The organism is Pseudomonas sp. 1L-B-1-E-C1 (genome assembly GCF_057291835.1).
The window spans coordinates 839,204-858,783 of the sequence record NZ_JBXAWN010000001.1 but is presented as its reverse complement, the minus strand read 5'-3'; the positions used below and the strand labels follow the sequence as shown (position 1 = coordinate 858,783).

Here is a 19,580-nt window from a genome sequence, read left to right as displayed (position 1 = left end):
ACCAGCCTGAATCCCATTTCCAGCGGTGAATGTGTATGCCCGGCCAGCCATCCTCATCTGCAATTTCCCGCGCGATCGATGCGCCGATGCTCGATGAAGCATGGCTGGAGAACTGCCGGTTCAGCCTGCTGCGTCGCGACCATGAACTGACCTGGTTCAGCCTTGAAGACAGCCGCTCGGGCCAGACATGGTTCGCCGTGCGTGCGCCGATTCAGCGCCCGGCGCTGTGCCAGCGGCTGGAGCGCGACTTCCATTTGCAGCTGCCTTCGCAGTGGGCGATCAACCCGCTCGCGCTGCTTCGTTCGGCGGACGGCCCGGTGTTGGTCTATCCGCAATGGGGCGCGCCGCTGGCTGGCCTGATCGACGCCGCCGGGCTGCCGCTCGGGCGCGTGCTGAATATCGCCGTCGCCGCCGCCAATGCGCTGGCCCACTCTCGCCATCCGGAAACACCGCAAAATCCTGTGGGAGCGAGCCTGCTCGCGAAAGCGTCATTCCAGCCGACATCACCCTTGACTGACCCACCGCTTTCGCGAGCAGGCTCGCTCCCACAGGGTTCTTTGTTGCCTTGGCATTTGATGATCGGCGCCGACGACAGTGTAAGGCTGATGGGCCTTCACACCCAGGCGCAGGAAACCCCGGCGACCGAACTGCCGAGCCTCGAACACTGGCCCTATCTGGCGCCGGAACAGCTGCAGCGCGATGCCGCCGGGTTCGATGAACGCAGCGAGGTGTATGCGCTGTCGGCAATCATCTACGAGGCCCTGACCGGGCGCCCGCCGCTGACCGCCCGCGACGCCTCGCAATGGTTGCATGTGCACGCTGCCGTCGAGCCATTGTCGCCGGCGCAATACATCCCCGACCTGCCGCAAGGCATTTGCCATGTGCTGCTCAAAGGTCTGGCCAAGGAGCCGGACGCGCGTTATCAAAGCATCGAATCGCTGGCCGCCGATCTGACCTGGTGCCTGCGCCAATGGCAGAAAAAAGGCCAGATCGAAGCGTTCCGCCTCGGTGCGTTCGATGCCCGTGCGACAGCCACGCGCGGCGATGTGCTGTTTGGCCGTGATGACGAACGCAAGCAACTGCTCGAACAGATCCAGCGCGTGCGCAGCGATGGCATCGCCCGCGTGCTGCTGGTCGCCGGCGCGCCGGGGGCGGGCAAGTCGACGCTGATGCAGCAAGTGCTGCGCACACAAGCACCCGGTTACTGGGCCAGCGGCAAGGTTGAACTGCTGCAAAACGACCGGCCCTTCGCGCCGCTGGCGCAGATTTTCCGCTCATTGATCAGCCAGGTGTTGGCCAGGCCCGCGCTGGCCTTGCAGGCCCTCGGCGCGCAACTGAGCGAAACCCTCAAGGGCCGTGGCCGCTTGCTGGTGGACCTGGCGCCGGACGCCGAACTGCTGATCGGTGCCACCGCCGAATTACCGGACATGCCGGCCCGCCATGCCCTCGACCGGGTCAATCGGGCGCTGCTCGATGTGCTCGAGGTCTTTGCACAACCGGGGCATCCGCTGCTGTTGTTCATCGATGACGTGCAGTGGGCGGACGACTCGACCCAAGCGTTTCTCAAAGCTTTCATCGCCCGGCCGACGCGGCATTTGTTGCTGGTTCTGGCCTATCGCGAGGGCGAGTTGCCGCAAGGTCCGGATAGCTGGCGTGATGACTTGCGCACAGCCCGGACATTGCCAGTCAGCGATCTTGCATTAGGGCCGCTGTCGGCGCAGGCCGTCGCGCAATTGATGGCGGTTGAACTCGATGCCGACGTCGACAACCTCGAAGCGCTGGCGCGCGTCGTGCATTTCAAGACCGCCGGCAATCCGTTGTTCGTCAGCCAGGTGGCACGGGCTCTGGTGGATGAGCGTCTGCTGCGTTTCGATGCAACGACGCGGCGCTGGGTCTGGGATCAGGCAGAGGTGAACGGCTATCGCTACGCCGATAACGTTGCCGAATTGATGGTCCACCGCTTGCAGCGTCTGCCGGCCAGTGCCCGCGAGGTGTTGCGCACGGCGGGTTACGTCGGTGGTCGCTGTGACGAAGCGCTGTTGCAGCGACTGCTGCCGGACGATCCGGCGCAGTTGCTGCGTGATGTCGATTATCTGGTCAGTACCGGATTTCTCCTGCGCGAGCCGGGGCAACTGGTGTTTCCCCACGACCGTGTGCTCGAAGCGGCCGCTGGCCTGACGGCGCCGGCCGGGCGCGCCGCCGAACATGCGCGCATTGCCGCCGCCATGCTCGATCACTGCGGCGAGCAGCGGCAGGCGCGGGTCTACGACATTGCCAGCCAAATTCAGCGCAGCGACATCAACGCGCTGCAACCACCTCGGCGCGCCGATTTCATCCAGCTATTGGTCGAGGCCGCCGAGCGCGCCCGCGCTAGCGCCGCTGTCGAGCAGGCCGTGGATTACCTGCGCAGCGCCGAGGCTTTGCTCGGCGACAGCGGCTGGACGCAGCTCTACCCGCAAGCCTTCGCGGCGCGCTGGCTGGCGGCCGATTGCGCAATGTTGCTGGCGGATCTCCCCGGCGCGCAACAGCGCCTCGATGACTGCCTCAACCACGCCGAGACCGCACTGGACCGAGCGAAAACCTATCGCCTGCGCGCCAGTCTGCGCACCTTGCACTCCGATTATCACGGCGCGATCAGCGAAGCGCTGGCCGGTCTTGCCTTGCTCGACATCGACCTGCAGCGGCAACCATCGAAGGCGCAACTGGGCGAATCCTTCGAGGGGGTTCGGCAATTGGTCGGCACACGACGGATCGCTGACCTGGCGGCGTTGCCCAAGGCCAACGAGCCGCGAATCGAAGTGGCGATGGAGCTGCTGAGCACGCTGATCGCTTCATTCTTCGTGCAGGACGATATCGCCTTTCTGCACTTGGCGAAGATGGTCGAACTGACTTTGCTGCATGGCACTACGCCGAGCAGCGGCTACGGTTTTGCCTGGTACGGCGTGATGATCGCCGACCGCTATGGCGAATATCTCGACGGTGTCGCTTTCGCCGAACTGGCGCTGGAACTCACTGATCTGCACGGCTATGAGGCGGGGCGCACCGGTACGCTGGTGGCGCTCGATCAGGTCAGCCCGTGGACCAAACCGATGGCCTACGCCCGGCAGAAGGCCTTCGCCGCGTTCGAATCCGGTCAGGCGGGCGGCGACCTCGGCATGTCTTGCTACGCCTGCAACCACATCGGCTCGGATTTGCTGTTCATGGGCGAGCCGCTGCAAAACGTGCTGAATGAGCTGGAAGTCGGCCTGAGCTGGGTGCGGCAGTTTCACTACATCGACATCGAGCGCATTCTGCTGGCGCAACAGTCGTTTGCCAGCGACTTGCGCAGTGGGCCTGAGCTTCGTTCGATCGCAGAGCTTGATGCTGCGGAACATGACCGCTTCGGCCCGCTGGATCGCGGTCGCGTTTCACAGCCGACACTGTTCTGGAAATGGTTGTACTCGGGCATGTCGGCGTTCTATTTCGGCGATGTGCGCTACGCGCTGCGGCGTTTCGAAGAGGCCGAGGCGTTGACCTGGTCGCTGCCGGCGCACATCGATCTGGCCCATTACTACCTGTTCTACAGCCTGACGCTGGCCAGCCCCGAGGCGCCGGGTTCCGTGGCGGAAAAACTGCAGAAACTGGAGCAGCAACGTCAGCGGTTCCTGCGATGGACTGAACTCAATCCTTCGACCTTCAGCAACAAACTGCTGCTGATCGAAGGCGCCATGGCCCGTGTGCGCGGGGAAGGGCTGGTCGCCATTCGCTGCTTTGACCAGGCGCAAATTGCGGCAGCCGCTGCCGGGTTTATCCATGAGCAAGCGCTGGCCCACGAGCAACTCGCCGAGGTTTGCCTGGCAAACGGCTTGGTATCCGGCACGCATCATCACCTGCGCGTCGCCCGTGATTGTTATGTGCAGTGGGGCGCGCAGGCCAAGGCCGGCCAACTCGAAGCGCTACACCCGTTCCTGGCCCGCGAGCATTCGCTGGAAACCGTAGCGCCGGTGACGCGGGTGCGCCTTGATCTGGAGGTCGGCATCGAAGCGGCACGCGCGGTCTCGCAAGAAGTGCTGCTCGATCGGCTGGTGGAAACCTTGATGAATCACTTGATGATTCAGGCCGGCGCCGATCGCGGTGCGCTGTTGTTGGTCGCCGACGGTGAGTTGCAACTGGCCGCTGCCGCGCACGTCGAGGCGGGTAATGTGCGGGTCAGCCAGGACAATGAGCGCTCGCTTGAGCAGATCGCCCCGGTTTCAGTGCTCAATTCGACCATGCGCACGCGCACGCCGATGGTGCTCGACGATGCCCGCGCCGAGTGCCCGCAAGCCTGCAGCGCTGATCTGCAGCAACGGCAGACGCGCTCGATGATGTGCCTGCCGTTGCTCAAGCAAGGTGCGCTGATTGGTCTGGTGTATCTGGAAAACAGCTTGGTGCCGAAGCTGTTCAGCGCCGAACGCCTGACCATGCTGGAAATCCTCGCCTCGCAGGCAGCGGTATCGCTGCAGACCGCGCGGTTGTACGCGCAACTGGTCGAAGACAACCGCCTGCGAGCGCAGATGGAGGCTGACTTGCGCAGCTCGCGGGCCGAACTGGCGCGTAACTCGCACCTGAAAATGATGGGCGAATTGTCGGCGTCGATCGCCCACGAAATCAGCCAGCCATTGCTGGGGATTTCATCGAACGCCTCTGCCAGCCTGCGCTGGCTCAAGCGCGACACACCGGATCTCGACGAAGCCATCCAGGGGTTGGAGGACATCCGCGCCGACAGCGCCCGAGCCACCGAGATTGTCCAGGCCTTGCGCGCCTTGGCCAAACAGGCGCCACTGCAACGGCTGCCGCTATCAATTGACGGCTTGATTGACGAGGTCGTGCAACTGACGGCCACTGATGTGCACAACCGCAGGGTGAACTTGCACACCCGACTCAATGCAGCTGAGCCCGTATTGGCGGATCGGGTGCAGATTCAGCAGGTGATCTACAACCTGATCAACAACGCACTGGAGGCGATGGCCGGGCAGGGTGTTGTGGATGGGCGCCTGGTTATCGAGTCGACGGTGGCCGATGGGCAGGTCTGTGTGTCTGTTCAGGACAACGGGCCGGGGATTGCCGAGCACCAGCGTGAGGAAATTTTCGACGCTTTTTTCACCACCAAGGGCAGTGGCATGGGCATGGGCCTGGCGATTTGCCGAACGGTGATCGGCGCGCATGGCGGGACGTTGCGCGTGGAGGACAGCGAAGAGGGCGCGCGGATCTGTTTCAGACTGCCGCTGGCGCCGGACGCCAGGATCAAAAGCCCCTCACCCTAACCCTCTCCCGGAGGGAGAGGGAACTGACCGAGGTGTTTGGTCGAGATACGCCGACGTGCAATACCGAGTTGAATTCAGGTTTGGCAAAAACAAAAGCCCCTCACCCTAGCCCTCTCCCGGAGGGAGAGGGGATGACCGTGGTGTTTGGTCGAGATATGCCGACCTGGGATATCTAGCCGAACCCCGGTTTTGGAAAGCCCACAAATCGGCTCCCTCTCCCTGGGGAGAGGGCTGGGGTGAGGGGTGGATTCACCGCGGTACCAACGTCGATCGCCAGCGCTCAACCACAAAAAAAAGCCGCGAAAATCGCGGCCAAAAGGGAGGAGTGAACAAAACTCTTTGGAATCCGACTCAGGGCCGCAGTTCCGTCAACCGCTTGCCCCGTGTCGAGTTCAGCAACCCATCGCTGAGCTGCCAGACATCCGCCTCAACCAGCGCCACCCGCGCTCCGCACATCGCCTGTCGCCAGACCTTCGGCGGCATTCCCACCATGCGTCCAAACGTGCGCGTGAAGTGCGAGTGATCGGAAAACCCGCATTCGTAAACAATGTCGGTAATCGCCATTGAGGTCAGCAGCAACCCCTTGGCCTTGTCGATCTTCATCTTCAGCATCCATTCCTGCGGCGAGCAGCCAGTCACGATCTTGAACGCCCGGGAGAAATGGCTGCGCGACAGATTGCAATGCTCGGCAATCTCGCTGACGCGCAGGCTGCGGCTCAGGTCGCGCAGCATGTAGGCCTTGGCGCGGCGTTCCTGCCAGCCGGACAGCGCGCCCAGCGGGCGCGCGAGGTGGCAGGGATGGTCTGGCTTCACCGATTGCGGGTTCATGGCGGCTCTCCTGATCGATGGGCAAAGTCTGGCCGCCGGCGACATTTAAAGTCCTTAAACAAACCTTAAAAGTTATGAAGCGCAGACCTCAGGCGTGGAACGGGTAATCAACGTAGCCGCGCTGATCGCCGCCGAAAAAACTGCTCGGATCCGGTGTGTTCAGCTCGAGGCCGTCGTGCAACCGACGCGGCAGATCCGGGTTCGCCAGGAATGGCCGGCCAAAGGCAATGATGTCGGCGCGATCAGCGCTCAAGGCCTGTTCGGCGGACGCGGCGTCGTAACCGCCGGCGAGGATCAGCACGCCGTTCCAGGTCTGGCGCAACTGGGCGATGATCGCGTCCCAGCGCGGGTCGAAGTTCTCGTCCTTGACCGTGCCGACCATGGCCGGCTCGACCAAGTGCAGATACGCCAGATTCCACTGATTGAGCGCTTCGACCAGATAACCGAAGGTCGCTTCGGGCGTGTTATCGCCCATGCCCATGAAGCGACCCATCGGCGTCAGGCGCACGCCGACGCGTTCGGCACCGACTTCGTCAGCGACGGCGGCGACCACTTCCAGCAGAAAGCGCGCACGGTTTTCCACGCTGCCGCCATAGGCGTCGTTGCGCTGATTGCTGTTGCTGTTGAGGAATTGATCGAGCAGATAACCGTTACCGGCATGGATCTCCACGCCGTCCATGCCAGCGTTCAACGCGTTGCGCGCGGCGCGGCGATAGTCTTCGACAATGGCGGCGATTTCCGCTGTTTCGAGGGCGCGTGGCACCGGCACATCACCCCACACGCCATTGCCTTGTTCATCAACGATAAAGGTCTTGCCCGGCACTGGCAGGGCGCTCGGAGCCACCGGCAATCCGGCGTCAGGCTGGAAGCTCGGATGCGAGACCCGGCCGACATGCCACAGCTGCATGAAGATCAGGCCATGCGCCGCGTGCACCGCCGTGCTGACTTCACGCCACGCCTGCACTTGCGCATCGGTGTAGATCCCCGGCGTCCACGCATAGCCCTGGCCCTGTTGGGAAATCTGCGTGGCCTCAGTGATGATCAGGGCGGCACTGGCACGTTGGCGGTAGTACTCGGCGTTCATCGCGGTCGGAACATCGCCCGGTTGACCGGCGCGCGAGCGCGTCAGGGGCGCCATCGCTACGCGGTGGGCAAGGGTGTAAGGGCCAAGGGCGATCGGTTGGAACAGGCGACGGGTCATGGGTAGCTCCGGATTTCGATGAGTAGGGTTCAAGCGCGGCAGCCAGGTGCCGCGCGCTGTGCAGCTAACTTAACCGGGGGTGGCGGGGCTGATAATCCGTGGCCGGCGCTACGCAGTTTTGCGCGCAGCGCAACGGCACCCGCGCTCATCCATGACGAGCGCGGGCAAGGTTCAGGCGGGTGGGGTCGAGCGGGTCAGCGGCAGATTCAGCCAGCGCCGGCCGGTGGCATCACTGACTGCGTTGCCGAGGGCGGCAGCCATTGGCCCTTGGACGATTTCGGCAGCGCCGAGGAAGGGTTCGCCCGGTTGATCGAGCAGGTGCACATCGACTTTTTTCGGCAATTGCGTGAAACGCAGGATCGGATACCCGCTCCAGTCATAGCTGCGAATGCCGCCCGCGTCGTAGGCAACTTTTTCGTAGAGCGTCCAGCTCGCCGACTGGACGATGCCGCCCTCGACCTGATTGCGCAGGCCATCAGGGCTGACAATCTGGCCGACGTCGACCGCCGTCACCACGTGATCGATACGGATCTCGCCGGTCTGCGGATGCACCCGCAGCTTCACCGCTAGGGCGCAGTAACCCATGATGTTTTTGTAGCGGGCGAAGGCAAAACCGATCCCAGCACCGGGTTCGCTGCTCTTGTGAGGCCAGCCGATTTCGTCACGCACGCGCTCGATCACGGCGCGGGCACGCGGGTCGCTCAGGTGCGCCAGACGCAACGCCACCGAGTCGAGCCCGCTCTGGATCGCCAACTCATCGATACCCGCCTCAATGGCGAAGATATTGATGTGCGCGCCGAGCGAACGCATGGCCGACGTGCGAAAGGGCATGGTGGTGACGAAGTTCATGTTGATCCGCGTCGCGCCCAGTTCGTACAGCGGCACGGCGTTGCGATCGCCGTCACCTTCGGGCTGGGCAATCGGCACCGAGGGCGCCGAGGCGAAGGGTTTGGCCAGCAAGCGTGCCGGCAGCAGACGCCCGGCATTGACGATGCGTTCGTTGTGCGGCGTGGTCCACAGTTCGTAGTTCCAGTCCTGCAAACGGCCCTGACTGAGGCCGGCATCGACCTCGGTGACCATCGCCGAACTGTACGGCTCCCAGAGATTTTCCTGCTCGCGCATCCATTGCACGCGCACCGGCGTGCCCGGCAGGCGCATGGCGATCAATGCGGCATCGGCGGCGGCATCATCGGCGCCGTTATGGCCATAGCAGCCCGAGCCTTCGGTATGGATGCAGCGCACACGTTCCGGCGGTAGACGAAGCATTTCGGCGATGCCGGCGCGTAGCGGATAGACGCCCTGGGTGTGGGTCCACACCGTGAGCACGCCATCGTTGAACCATGCCACCGCGCAGGACGGGCCGATCGAGCCGTGCATCAGATACTGCTTGGTCACCCGCGCCTTGAAGCGTGTCTCGCTCGTGCCGCCGGGATTGCCGTTGTTGCTGATCGGGTAGCGCTTGGAGGGTAATTGCTTGAGCAAATCGTGAATCCCGGCGGCTTCGGGAATTGCCTCGCCGCCGCTCCACTTGGCACTCTCCATACCGGCGCGCATGGCCTTGATCGCTTGCCACTCATCACGGGCGACCACGGCCAGATAGTTGCCGTCGCGGATCACTTTGACCACGCCGCCAAGCGCTTCAATCGATGCCGTATCGAACGCCTGCAACGTGCAGCCCGGACGCGGCGGGCGGATCACTCGCGCATGCAGCATGCCCGGCAGGCGCATGTCCTGCACAAACGCCGCGCCACCGCTGACCTTGGCCGGAATGTCCAGACGCGGCAAGTTGTGCCCGATCAGCTTGAAGTCGGCCGCCGCCATCGCCGGTGATTGCGCCTTGGCGTATTGGTGCACATCGACATGCTTGACCGCGTCGGCGTACGCCATGCGTTGCCCGCTCGGGCCTTCGATAATGCCGTCGCGAGTGCTCAGTTGCGCAGCATCGACTTGCCAATTGCGCGCGGCAGCATCGACGAGCATTTCCCGCACCTGCGCGGCGGCGTTGTACAGCGCGGTGCCGCTGTCGAAAATGCTGTGGCTGCCGGCGGTGTAGCCTTCGTTGGGCGTCAGTGCGGTGTCGGCGGTGAGCAAATTGACGGCGCTGGCCGGTACCTGCAAACGCTCGGCGGCGATTTGCAGCAATGCGGTTTTCACCCCGGTGCCCAGTTCGACTTTGCCGGTGTACACGGTGATGCCATCGGCGCCGATGCGAATCCACGCGTCGAGGTATGGGTTGGTGCGCAAACTGCCGGGCAGATCGGGGGCGAGCACGACGGTGCCGAGGGTGTCGACTTCGGTGTCGGCCAAGGCCCGCCGCGCCACTGGCATCAGGGTGAAGGCCATCAGCAGCGCGCCGCCGCGCAGGAACGCCCGGCGGCTGGGGTTCAAGCCGTTTGCGCCGCTCATGTCAGGCTCCCGTTGTGCCCGGCCACCTGTTTGATCGCCTCGATGATGCGCAAGTGCGTGCCGCAGCGGCACAGATTGCCGGCCATGTGCTCGCGGATGGTTTGCTCGTCCGGATGCGGATCGCGTTCAAGCAACGACTGTGCGCGCATCAGCATGCCGGCGATGCAGTAACCACATTGCGCGGCCTGCTTGTCGATGAACGCTGCTTGCAGCGGGCCGGGTTTCGCCGCGCTGCCGAGGCTTTCGACGGTGCGGATCTTTTTCCCTTCAAGGCCCGCGCATGGCGTCAGGCAGGCGAACACCGGTTTATCGTCGACGATTACCGTGCACGCGCCGCACTGGCCCAGGCCGCAGCCGTACTTGGCGCCGTTGAGGTTCAAATGATTGCGCAGCGCGTACAGCAGCGGCATGTCCGGTTCCAGCTCCAGCGCTTGGGCGGCTCCATTGACGGTGAGAGTGATCTGGCTCATTTCGTCTCCTGACGTAACGCTTCAATAGTGGAAGAAAGGTCGATCCATGGCTGCTCGGGACGGGCTTGCTCGCGCAGATACGCGGCGAGCGCGCCGAGCTGGGCGTTGTCGAGGCTGGGGGCGAACGGCGGCATCACCGGGCCGGGTGCGCCGGGAATGGCGGGCACGCCTTCAAGCACGGTCTTGAGAAAGTTGCGCGAACTGGCCGCTTGCAGGGCCGAGGTGTTTTGCAGACCGGGGCGTCCGTCGATTTCGCGCATTGGCGCGGCGGTGGCGTGGCATCCGGCGCAGGCGCTGCTGAAGAGCAGGGCGCCGCTGCTGTGATCCGTTGGATTGCTTGGCTTTTTCGGCGTGGTTTCGGTCACTGCGTGGGGGCTTTGCAGGCTCAGCAGGTAGTCGGCAATTGCTTCGGCTTCACTGGCGGGCAAGCGCGCCAGACTCAGGCTGACCGCACGCATCGGCCCGGCGGGCGTGCCGTGGCCATCGACGACATCGGCGCGCAGGTAGCCGACCAATTGCTCGCGATTCCACGGATTGGCGCGCTGGCCGAGGCCGACCAGCGCCGGCGCCTCCCAGCCGTCGACGCTACCACCCTGCAGATATTCCGAGGATTTCTCCGCACCGATCAGGTTCAGCGGCGAATGGCAGCCGGCGCAGTGGCCCGGGCCGTCGACCAGATAGCGTCCGCGATTCCATGCCGCGCTGCGTTCTGCCAGCGGCGTCAGTGGCTCGCCATGCAGAAACAGCAAATTCCAGAACGACACCAGCGGGCGGATGTTCATGGGGAAGTTCATCTGGTTCTGCCTGGCGGGGGCGTGTACGGCGGGGCCGCTCATCAGGTAGGCGTAGGCGTCGGCGATGTCCGCTGCGCTCATGCGCCGGTAGTGCACATAGGGAAAGGCCGGGTAGAGAAAGTGGCCGTCGCGGGCAATGCCTTCGCGCATCGCCCGTTCAAATGCCGGCAAAGACCACTCGCCGATGCCGGTCTGCGCATCCGGGGTGATGTTGGTGCTGTACAGCGTGCCGAACGGCGTCACCAGCGGCAGCCCGCCGGCCAGGTATTTGCCGCCGGGCCGGGTATGGCAGACCGCGCAGTCGCCGGCCTCGACCACCCGTGCACCGCGTTGCAACTGCGCGCTATCGAATGACGTGGGGCGTTTGATCGGTGCGATTGCCGGGCGCCACATCAGCGCGACGGCGACTATCAGGCCGATGACCGCGAGCACAGCCACGCCGATCCACAGGGTTCTGGATTTGAGTAAAGGGCTGTTCATGGTAGGCAGGAAAACGCGGCGGGCAGTGGCAGGACGAGTGAAGTGCGGGTCATGGAAACGCTCCTTGTAGCAGCCGGGGAAGGGCGCCGATGCGGACGTCTGCGCCAGGGCCAAAGCGTAGAGAAGACATCTGCGGCGGAGAATCACCGGCCCGCGCAACAGCGCGTTGCGCCAGAAGCAACGTTGCGCTCGACGCATCAGTGCGTTGCCCCTGCGACGGATTCTCGCCGCCGCCGGGTGACCGTAGCCTTGGCACAACTTTCCCGAACTCAACGAGGTGTCACCATGCTTACGGGCAACCCTGCCGTTGCGGCCCCGGCCGAACAGCCTGCTTCACTCTCCGGCCTGATGGTCGCGTTTCTGGCCTTCTGCTGCGGCGCGGTCGTCGCCAACCTGTATTACGCGCAGCCCATCGTCGAACTGATCGCGCCGCAGATCGGCCTGTCCAGCGCCAATGCCAGCCTGATCGTCTCGCTGACCCAGTTCGGTTATGCGCTGGGTTTGTTGCTGCTGGTGCCGCTGGCGGATTTGATGGAGAACCGCCGTCTGGTGGTCGGCTTCACTCTCGCTGCCAGCGTGACGCTGCTGTGCGCTGGCCTGACCCATTCGCCGTCGCTGTTTCTGATCTTGTCCTTGCTGATCGGCCTGACCTCAGTCGCCGTGCAGATCCTCGTGCCGCTGGCCGCGCATCTGGCCCCGGAAGCCAGTCGTGGCCGCGTGGTCGGCAATATCATGAGCGGCTTGCTGCTGGGGATTTTGCTGTCGCGGCCACTGTCGAGCCTGTTGGTTGAAGTGTTCGGCTGGCGCGGGGTGTTTTACAGCGCGGCGGCACTGATGGCGGTGATCGCCTTGATTACCGCCGTGGCATTGCCGCGTCGGGTGCCGACGCACAAAGCCACTTACGTCGCGTTGATTGGTTCGGTGTTTGCCCTGGCTCGGCGCTTTCCGGTGTTGCGTCAGCGTTCGCTGTATCAAGGCTTGCTGTTCGCCAGTTTCAGCCTGTTCTGGACCCTCGCGCCGATTGAGCTGATGCGTCATCACGGTTTCAGCCAGGCACAGGTGGCGATCTTTGCGTTGGTTGGTGCAGTGGGTGCCATCGCCGCGCCGATTGCCGGGCGTCTGGCCGATGCCGGGCATGGTCGTCGCGGTACCCTGGTGGCGTTGCTGCTGGCGCCGCTGTTGCTGTTGATCGCCGCGCTGCCGGGCAGTGGTTATGTGTGGCTGGTGGTGTGTGCGGTACTGCTGGACTTTGCCGTACAACTGAACATGGTGCTCGGCCAGCGCGAGGTCTACGCCCTCGACCCGCACAGCCGCGCCCGCCTGAATGCGGTGTACATGACCAGCATTTTCGTCGGCGGCGCTCTCGGCTCACTGGTCGCCAGCCCGCTGTACGAACACTTCGGCTGGAACCTCTCGGCCGTCGCCGTGGCGGTGCTGCCGGCACTGGCGCTGGCGTTGTTCCTGGGGCGCAAGGCTGACCGCACCTGAATCCTGTAGGAGTGAGCCTGCTCGCGATGGCAGAGTGTCAGTTAACCAATTCCTGGCTGACCCACCGCTTTCGCGAGCAGGCTCACTCCTACAAGGGAATTGTGTCGGTAACGGGATGAGTGATCAGAACGTGGACCCTGTGGGAGTGAGCTTGCTCACGAAAGCGGTGGGTCAGCCTGCCCATCAATAACCTGACCCGACGCCTTCGCGAGCAGGCTCGCTCCCACAGGGTTTTCGGTACACCGCCTGATCCCTGACCCGCCACCAAACCATTGTAGGAGTGAGCCTGCTCGCGATAGCGGAGTGTCAGTCAATACATATGGCACTGAGAGACCGCCATCGCGAGCAGGCTCACTCCTACAGGGGGCGGGGTGATTTCCGGATTTTTCAGGAACCGATGAACATGCGTTCTGCAGAAAGCACCTTCAAGCACGACGGTACAAGACGTCCGGCGAGCGCTGATGCACAATCAGCGGCGTTCCCTCACCACCGGACCCCGCTTATGGAAAAGTTGCTGGCCTTGAAGATGTTTGTTGAAACCGTGCGTTGCGGGGGCTATTCCTCGGCGGCGCGCAAACTCGGGATTTCGACGTCTTCGGTGACACGGCAAGTGGCGGGGCTGGAAAACGAGTTGGGCGCCAGCCTGCTCAATCGCACCACACGCAACACCAGCGTGACCGTTGCCGGGCAGACCTATTTCGAGAAGGCCGTGGCGATTCTCGATGCCATCGACGAAGCCGATGCGGTGGTCGCCGATCGTGGCAGCGAGGCTCAGGGCCGGTTGCGCATCAGCGTGCCGGTGGAATTTGGCCGCCGACTGATCGCGCCGCACCTGAGCCGCTTGCTCGAACGCCATCCGGGGCTTGAGATCAGCCTCTCGCTGAGCGATCAGGTCAGCGATTTGCTCAGCGAGCAGATCGACGTTTCAGTGCGGCTCGGCTCGACGGTGGTCAGCGAAGACATCGTCAGCAAACGCGTCGGGCATTTCCAGCGCTGGGTCGTCGCCAGCCCGGATTACCTGGCGCGCAGCGGCGTGCTGGAGCATCCGCGGGATCTGCTCGAGCACCAATGCCTGCGTTTCGATTACGGCGGCAGCCATCATCACTGGACCTTTCAGGGCGACGAAGAGCCGATCCAGCTCAACGTCCAGGGCCGCCTGCAAAGCAACAACGCCGACATCCTCCGTGAAGCCGCGATCGGCGGTGGCGGGGTGACGCTGCTGGCCGACTGGCTGGTGCGCGACGATGTCGCCGCCGGGCGCCTGACGCGCTTGCTTGAGCACTACGAGGTCAACCCCGGCAGCGCCAGCAGCTGCATCAACGCGCTGTACTTGCCCAATCACCGCGGATCGAGCCGGATCAACGTGTTCATCGATTTTCTCGTGGAAATTCTCAAACCCGCTGCACCCGCCCCCTAGCGCTGCACACTCTGTTGCTGCAGCCGCTGCACACTGCTTGTATGCTTGCGCCCCGGAACACGTGGCCGCCGTGAGTGCCGACGTTCGAATGATGGCTGGAATGGATCCCGGACTTCCTTAAGGTACAGACGTGAAGCGTGATACTCGCCTTGTAATGCTCCTGCTGCTGGTGATTGGCTGTTCCCTGACTTCGCTGACGATCTGGAAAGTATGGTCTTCGCGTGAACGCGCGCTGGCCGAGGTTGACGTGCATGGCCTGAACCTGACCCAGGCGCTCAACACCTACACCGAAGGCATCGTCCGGCAAAGCTCGCTGCTCTTGCTCGGGCTGGTCGAACGCCTCGAAACCGAGGGCAGCGGGCCGACGCAGATCCAGCGCATCAAGACCCTGATCGACCTTCAGCAGCCGCTGATGCCACAGCTCAGCGGCATCACCGTCTATGACCGCCACGGTTACTGGCTGATGTCCTCCAACCGGCCGATTCCCGAGGGTGCCAACAGCAGCGACCGCGCCTATTTCATTCATCACCGTGACAGTCCGAGCCGCGAGCCGTTCATTGGCCCGCCGATCCAGAGCCGTTCCAATCACGAATGGGTGGTGACCATCAGCCGCCGCTTCAATGACGACGATGGACAGTTCGCCGGTGTAGTGGCGGTGACGCTGGGGGTGGAAAACTTCCTTCGTGTATTTGGCAAACTCGACGTTGGCCAGGACGGCGCGATCGGCCTGTCGTACACCGACGGCACGCTGTTGGTGCGCTACCCGTTCCGCGAGCAGGACATGGGCCGCAATTTCTCGTCATCGCCAATCTACGCCAAATACCTCGTCGACCGCTCGGTTGGCACGGCGTCGTACACCTCCAGCCTCGACGGCGTCGAGCGGCTGTACGCGTTCCGCAAAAGCGAAAGTCTGCCGCTGATTACCACCGTTGCCCTGGGCAAGGACGAAGCGCTGGCGGCGTGGCGTATCGAAGCGGCGTTGTCGGCGGTGGTAGTCGTTGGGCTGCTGGGGCTGACCGGGTTGATTGGTTGGTTCCTGATCCTCGACATTCGCCGCCGCACCGAAGCTGAAGAAGCCTTGCGCGATGCCCAGCAGCAGTTGCTCGCGTCCAATCGACAGCTGGAATTGCTGGCGCTGAAGGATGCGCTGACCGGCCTGGCCAACCGCCGCTGCTTCGATGAAACACTGGCGGTGGAAGCGCGGCGGGCGCAGCGTGACGGAACCTCGCTGGCCTTGCTGATGATCGATATCGACCACTTCAAATTGTTCAACGATACCTTGGGCCACGTCGCTGGCGATGCCTGCCTGCAAGCGGTCAGCAAGGTGCTCGAAAGCTGCGTGCGACGCCCCTCGGATCTGGTCGCGCGCTACGGTGGTGAGGAAATGGCGGTGATCATGCCGGCCACCGACGGCGCCGGTGCCACGGTGGTGGCGCAACTGGTGCTCGAGCGCTTGCAGCAGGCGAACGTCGCCCATCCGGCCAGCCCGTTCGGTCGGGTCACGGTGAGTATCGGTATGGCAGTGGGTGCGGGCGCGCAGTTGGACTCAATGCCGGAGTTGATCGAGACCGCCGATCAGGCGCTTTATCGCGCGAAAGCGGCGGGGCGCAACGGTATGGCCTGACACGCCCGTGGCGCACCAGAAAGCTTCGCCGTGAGCCGAAACCCTATTGGGTTTTGTGTGTTGCAAGGGCTTTGCACCCGCCGCGAAAACCCTGTGGGAGCGAGCCTGCTCGCGAATGCATTGGGTCAGGCGATGAAGATGCGGGATGTGCCGCCGTCTTCGCGAGCAAGCTCGCTCCCACAAGAGAGTTGTGTTGGTAAGCGGATTAGTGATCAGCGCGGATCCTGTGGGAGTGAGCTTGCTCACGAAGGCGGTGGGTCGGCTTGCATATGTAGTGACTGAGCCACCGCAATCGCGAGCAGGCTCACTCCTACAGGGGATTTGTGTTGGGTGCTTAGGCGGGGTACGTCGGGTAGTCGACGTAGCCCTCGGCACCACCGCCATACACCGTCGCTGGATTCAATTGATTCAATGGCCAGCCATGGGCAATCCGCGCCGGCAGATCCGGGTTGGCCATGAATGGCCGGCCAAATGCGACGAGATCAGCCAGCCCTGACTCAAGCAATTGCGCCCCGGTTTCGGCGGTGTAGCGCCCGGCGTAGATGATCGCGCCGCTGAAGGTGTCGCGCACGGCCTGGCGAAAGGTCTGCGGCATCGCGGGCGCGTTGTCCCAGTCGGCTTCGGCGATCGACAGATAGGCGATGCCCACGTCTTCGAGAATCTTGATTGCGGCGATGTAGGTGGTGTGCGGATCTTCCTCGACCAGCCCCAGATAGGTCCGCGCTTCATCGGTGGTGCTGAACAGCGGCGCAAAGCGCACACCGACCTTGTCCTTGCCGATGCATTCCGCGACGCCAGCCACCACTTCACGCAAAAAGCGCAAGCGATTGTCCAGCGAGCCACCGTACTGATCGGTGCGCAGGTTGCTGTGGGCGGAGATGAACTGGTTGACCAGATAACCGTTGGCGCAGTGCAGTTCGATGCCATCGAAACCGGCTTCCATCGCGTTGCGCGCGGCCTGGATATACAGCTGAATCAACTCCTGCACCTCATCCGTGCCCAGCGCGCGAGGGGCGGACGGCGGCACCAGTTCACCAGCACCGGGCGCGATTTCGATGAACACGCTGACGCGGTCCGTGGCGACAGCAGAGGCCGACACGGGCGCGTCGCCATTGGGCTGCAACGCCTTGTGGGATACGCGACCTACGTGCCAGAGCTGGGCGAAGATCACGCCATCCACCGCATGCACCGCCTCGGTGACTTTGCGCCAACCGGCGATCTGCTCCGGCGTGTGGATGCCCGGCGTCCACGCATAACCCTGGCCGCGCGGTTCGATCTGCGTGCCTTCGGTAACCAGCAAACCGGCACCGGCGCGCTGTTGGTAATACTCGGCCATCAGCTCGTTGGCGACATTGCCCGGCTGCGTGCTGCGCTGGCGGGTGAGGGGTGGCAGGACGATGCGGTTTTTCAGGGTGTGGCGGCCCAGTTTAGTGGGCGTGAAAAAAACGTTGTTCATGGAGTAAACCTTGAATCTGATTAGACCAGTCGACTAGTCGCTGGGCAAAAAAACAACGCCGGGCTATACGCACGCGGCGTTGATCGGGTTGGAACGAGGATTCAGCCGAGCAGTTGCAACAGCTTTGCAGCAACCGCGGCGGAGCTGGCCGGATTCTGGCCGGTGACCAGTTGCCCGTCAGCCACCACATGCACCTGCCAGTCGGCGACTTTCGAATAGCGCCCGCCAAGACGCTGGAATTCGTCTTCGATGAGGAACGGCACCACTTCAGTCAGGCCGACCGCCGCTTCTTCGGCGTTGGTGAAACCGGTGACGTCGCGATCCTTGACGATCGGCTGGCCATCAGCGCGCACGACATGCAGCAACACGCCTGGTGCGTGGCAGACAAAACCGTGGGGCTTGTTGGCGCGGTCGAAGGCTTCGATCAGCGCGATCGAAGCCTTGTCTTCAGCCAGATCCCACAGTGGGCCGTGGCCGCCTGGGTAGAACACTGCGTCGAAATCTTCGGCCTTCACATCAGCCAGACGGCCAGTGCTGGCCAATGCTTTTTGCGCGGCGGGATCGGCGCGGAAGCGATCGGTCTCCGCAGTCTGTGCGCCGGGCTCGTCGCTTTTCGGATCGAGCGGCGGCTGGCCGCCGGCCGGGGATACCAGGGTGACGTCGGCGCCGGCATCCTTGAAGGCGTAGTAGGGCGCGGCGAACTCTTCCAGCCAGAAGCCGGTTTTCTTGCCGGTGTTGCCGAGTTGATCGTGTGAAGTCAGAACCATCAAGATTTTCATAGAGCACCCTTGGGTTGGTCTGGCATCGGCAGAAGGCGAGGGATTCGCTGATGTCGGTGCCGCATGAATTTGTCGTGTCGGGGCGCAGCATAGTTTCCAATTAGACCAGTCGTCTAGTAATTTTTTCAGAAAATGTTTTTGCCCGGTGGATATGGCAAACTCGCGGTCCTGAAAAGTATACGACTGGTCTATTGTCTGGAATTTTGCGCACCATGAAGCCGACCTTTGACGACACCCGCCAACACTTGCTCGACACCGGCCACCGCATGATGGCCGAGAAGGGCTTTACCAGCGTCGGCCTCAACGAGATCCTGCAGACCGCCGGCGTGCCCAAGGGCTCGTTCTATCACTACTTCAAATCCAAGGAGTTGTACGGCCAGGCGCTGCTCGAGGATTACTTCGTCGACTACCTCGCCGACATGGAACGCCGCCTGACGTTGCCGGGGCTGACTGCCTTCGAGCGGCTGATGGATTACTGGCAGGGCTGGCAGAACCGCTGCACCCTGGAAGGCCATGGCGATGAATGCCTGGTGGTGAAACTCAGCGCCGAAGTCGCCGACCTCTCCGAATCGATGCGCCTGACCTTGCGCGACGGCGCCGAACGCATCGTCGCGCGCATCACCGAATGCATCGAACAGGGCCAGACCGACAAAAGCCTGCCCGAGGGCGATGCGCGGAAGTTGGCAGAGACGCTGTATCAGCTCTGGCTCGGCGCCAGTTTGCTGAACAAATTGCAGCGCACCGGGCAATCGCTGGAGACCTCAATGGCGATGACCCGGCAGTTGCTGCGAGTCTGAGCCTCACCGCAAGCTCACTCCTACACTGTTTTGTGCTGAACCATCGATCTGCATTCAATCCCCAATCCCTGTGGGAGCGAGCTTGCTCGCGAAGAGGGCGGCACATTCAAAATCTTCATCGCCTGACCCAATGCATTCGCGAGCAAGCTCGCTCCCACACTGTTATGTGCTGAACCATCGATCTTCATCCAATTCCCAATCCCTGTGGGAGCGAGCTTGCTCGCGAAGGGGGCGGCACATTCAACATCTTCATTGCCTGACCCACCGCATTCGCGAGCAAGCTCACTCCCACAGTTTTCGCGGTATGTGCAAAACCCGGCTACACACAAAACCCAATGTAGGAGTGAGCCTGCTCGCGATGGCGTCGTATCAGGTCAGCGAATTATTCAACTGACCCACCGCAATCGCGAGCAGGCTCACTCCTGCACTGTTATGCGCTGAACCATCGATCTTCATTCAAACCCAATCCCTGTGGGAGCGAGCTTGCTCGCGAAGAGGGCGGCACATTCAACATCTTCATCGCCTGATCCAACGCATTCGCGAGCAGGCTCGCTC

12 protein-coding genes are annotated in these 19,580 nt (G+C 63.1%); 5 read left to right on the top strand and 7 right to left on the bottom strand.

The features are described 5' to 3' along the window. Positions 1-125 precede the first annotated feature (125 nt). Positions 126-5,285: a trifunctional serine/threonine-protein kinase/ATP-binding protein/sensor histidine kinase gene (locus AC0Z4S_RS03635; protein WP_485622104.1), complete on the top strand. Its 5,160-nt coding sequence runs from the start codon at positions 126-128 to the stop codon at positions 5,283-5,285. A gap of 351 nt (positions 5,286-5,636) precedes the next feature. On the opposite strand, the gene AC0Z4S_RS03630 is transcribed toward AC0Z4S_RS03635, so the two are convergent. From AC0Z4S_RS03630 to AC0Z4S_RS03610, 5 genes are all read right to left on the bottom strand, one after another. After that, positions 5,637-6,113, bottom strand: coding sequence for a helix-turn-helix domain-containing protein (locus tag AC0Z4S_RS03630; protein WP_485622067.1), 477 nt, complete (start codon positions 6,111-6,113; stop codon positions 5,637-5,639). 88 nt (positions 6,114-6,201) lie between these two features. Continuing rightward, entirely contained in the window at positions 6,202-7,314 is a 1,113-nt protein-coding gene (locus tag AC0Z4S_RS03625; RefSeq protein ID WP_485622066.1) for an alkene reductase, read from the bottom strand. Positions 7,315-7,485: 171 nt separating this feature from the next. Then, positions 7,486-9,720: a xanthine dehydrogenase family protein molybdopterin-binding subunit gene (locus AC0Z4S_RS03620; protein ID WP_485622065.1), complete on the bottom strand. Its 2,235-nt coding sequence runs from the start codon at positions 9,718-9,720 to the stop codon at positions 7,486-7,488. Continuing rightward, positions 9,717-10,190, bottom strand: a complete 474-nt coding sequence (locus AC0Z4S_RS03615) for a (2Fe-2S)-binding protein (protein ID WP_485622064.1) — start codon at positions 10,188-10,190, stop codon at positions 9,717-9,719. The genes AC0Z4S_RS03620 and AC0Z4S_RS03615 overlap by 4 nt, the downstream gene beginning before the upstream one ends. Continuing rightward, on the bottom strand, positions 10,187-11,662 hold the full coding sequence (locus AC0Z4S_RS03610) for a c-type cytochrome (RefSeq protein ID WP_485622063.1): 1,476 nt from the start codon (positions 11,660-11,662) through the stop codon (positions 10,187-10,189). The genes AC0Z4S_RS03615 and AC0Z4S_RS03610 overlap by 4 nt, the downstream gene beginning before the upstream one ends. 87 nt (positions 11,663-11,749) lie before the next feature. Here AC0Z4S_RS03610 and AC0Z4S_RS03605 point away from each other — a divergent pair, with 87 nt between their 5' ends. The 3 genes from AC0Z4S_RS03605 to AC0Z4S_RS03595 all read left to right on the top strand — a co-directional run bounded on the left by AC0Z4S_RS03605 (position 11,750) and on the right by AC0Z4S_RS03595 (position 15,993). Continuing rightward, positions 11,750-12,952, top strand: a complete 1,203-nt coding sequence (locus AC0Z4S_RS03605) for an MFS transporter (RefSeq protein ID WP_485622062.1) — start codon at positions 11,750-11,752, stop codon at positions 12,950-12,952. A gap of 502 nt (positions 12,953-13,454) precedes the next feature. Further along, on the top strand, positions 13,455-14,369 hold the full coding sequence (locus AC0Z4S_RS03600; RefSeq protein ID WP_485622061.1) for a LysR family transcriptional regulator: 915 nt from the start codon (positions 13,455-13,457) through the stop codon (positions 14,367-14,369). A 130-nt stretch (positions 14,370-14,499) separates the two neighbouring features. Further along, on the top strand, positions 14,500-15,993 hold the full coding sequence (locus AC0Z4S_RS03595; protein ID WP_485622060.1) for a sensor domain-containing diguanylate cyclase: 1,494 nt from the start codon (positions 14,500-14,502) through the stop codon (positions 15,991-15,993). 334 nt (positions 15,994-16,327) lie between these two features. Here the strand turns inward: AC0Z4S_RS03595 and AC0Z4S_RS03590 are convergent, their stop codons facing one another. Both AC0Z4S_RS03590 and AC0Z4S_RS03585 read right to left on the bottom strand, forming a co-directional pair. Beyond that, entirely contained in the window at positions 16,328-17,449 is a 1,122-nt protein-coding gene (locus AC0Z4S_RS03590; protein WP_485622059.1) for an alkene reductase, read from the bottom strand. Between the two features lie 101 nt (positions 17,450-17,550). Further along, on the bottom strand, positions 17,551-18,228 hold the full coding sequence (locus tag AC0Z4S_RS03585; RefSeq protein WP_485622058.1) for a type 1 glutamine amidotransferase domain-containing protein: 678 nt from the start codon (positions 18,226-18,228) through the stop codon (positions 17,551-17,553). 212 nt (positions 18,229-18,440) lie between these two features. Here AC0Z4S_RS03585 and AC0Z4S_RS03580 point away from each other — a divergent pair, with 212 nt between their 5' ends. Beyond that, positions 18,441-19,025, top strand: a complete 585-nt coding sequence (locus AC0Z4S_RS03580; protein ID WP_073476244.1) for a TetR/AcrR family transcriptional regulator — start codon at positions 18,441-18,443, stop codon at positions 19,023-19,025. Positions 19,026-19,580 lie beyond the last annotated feature (555 nt).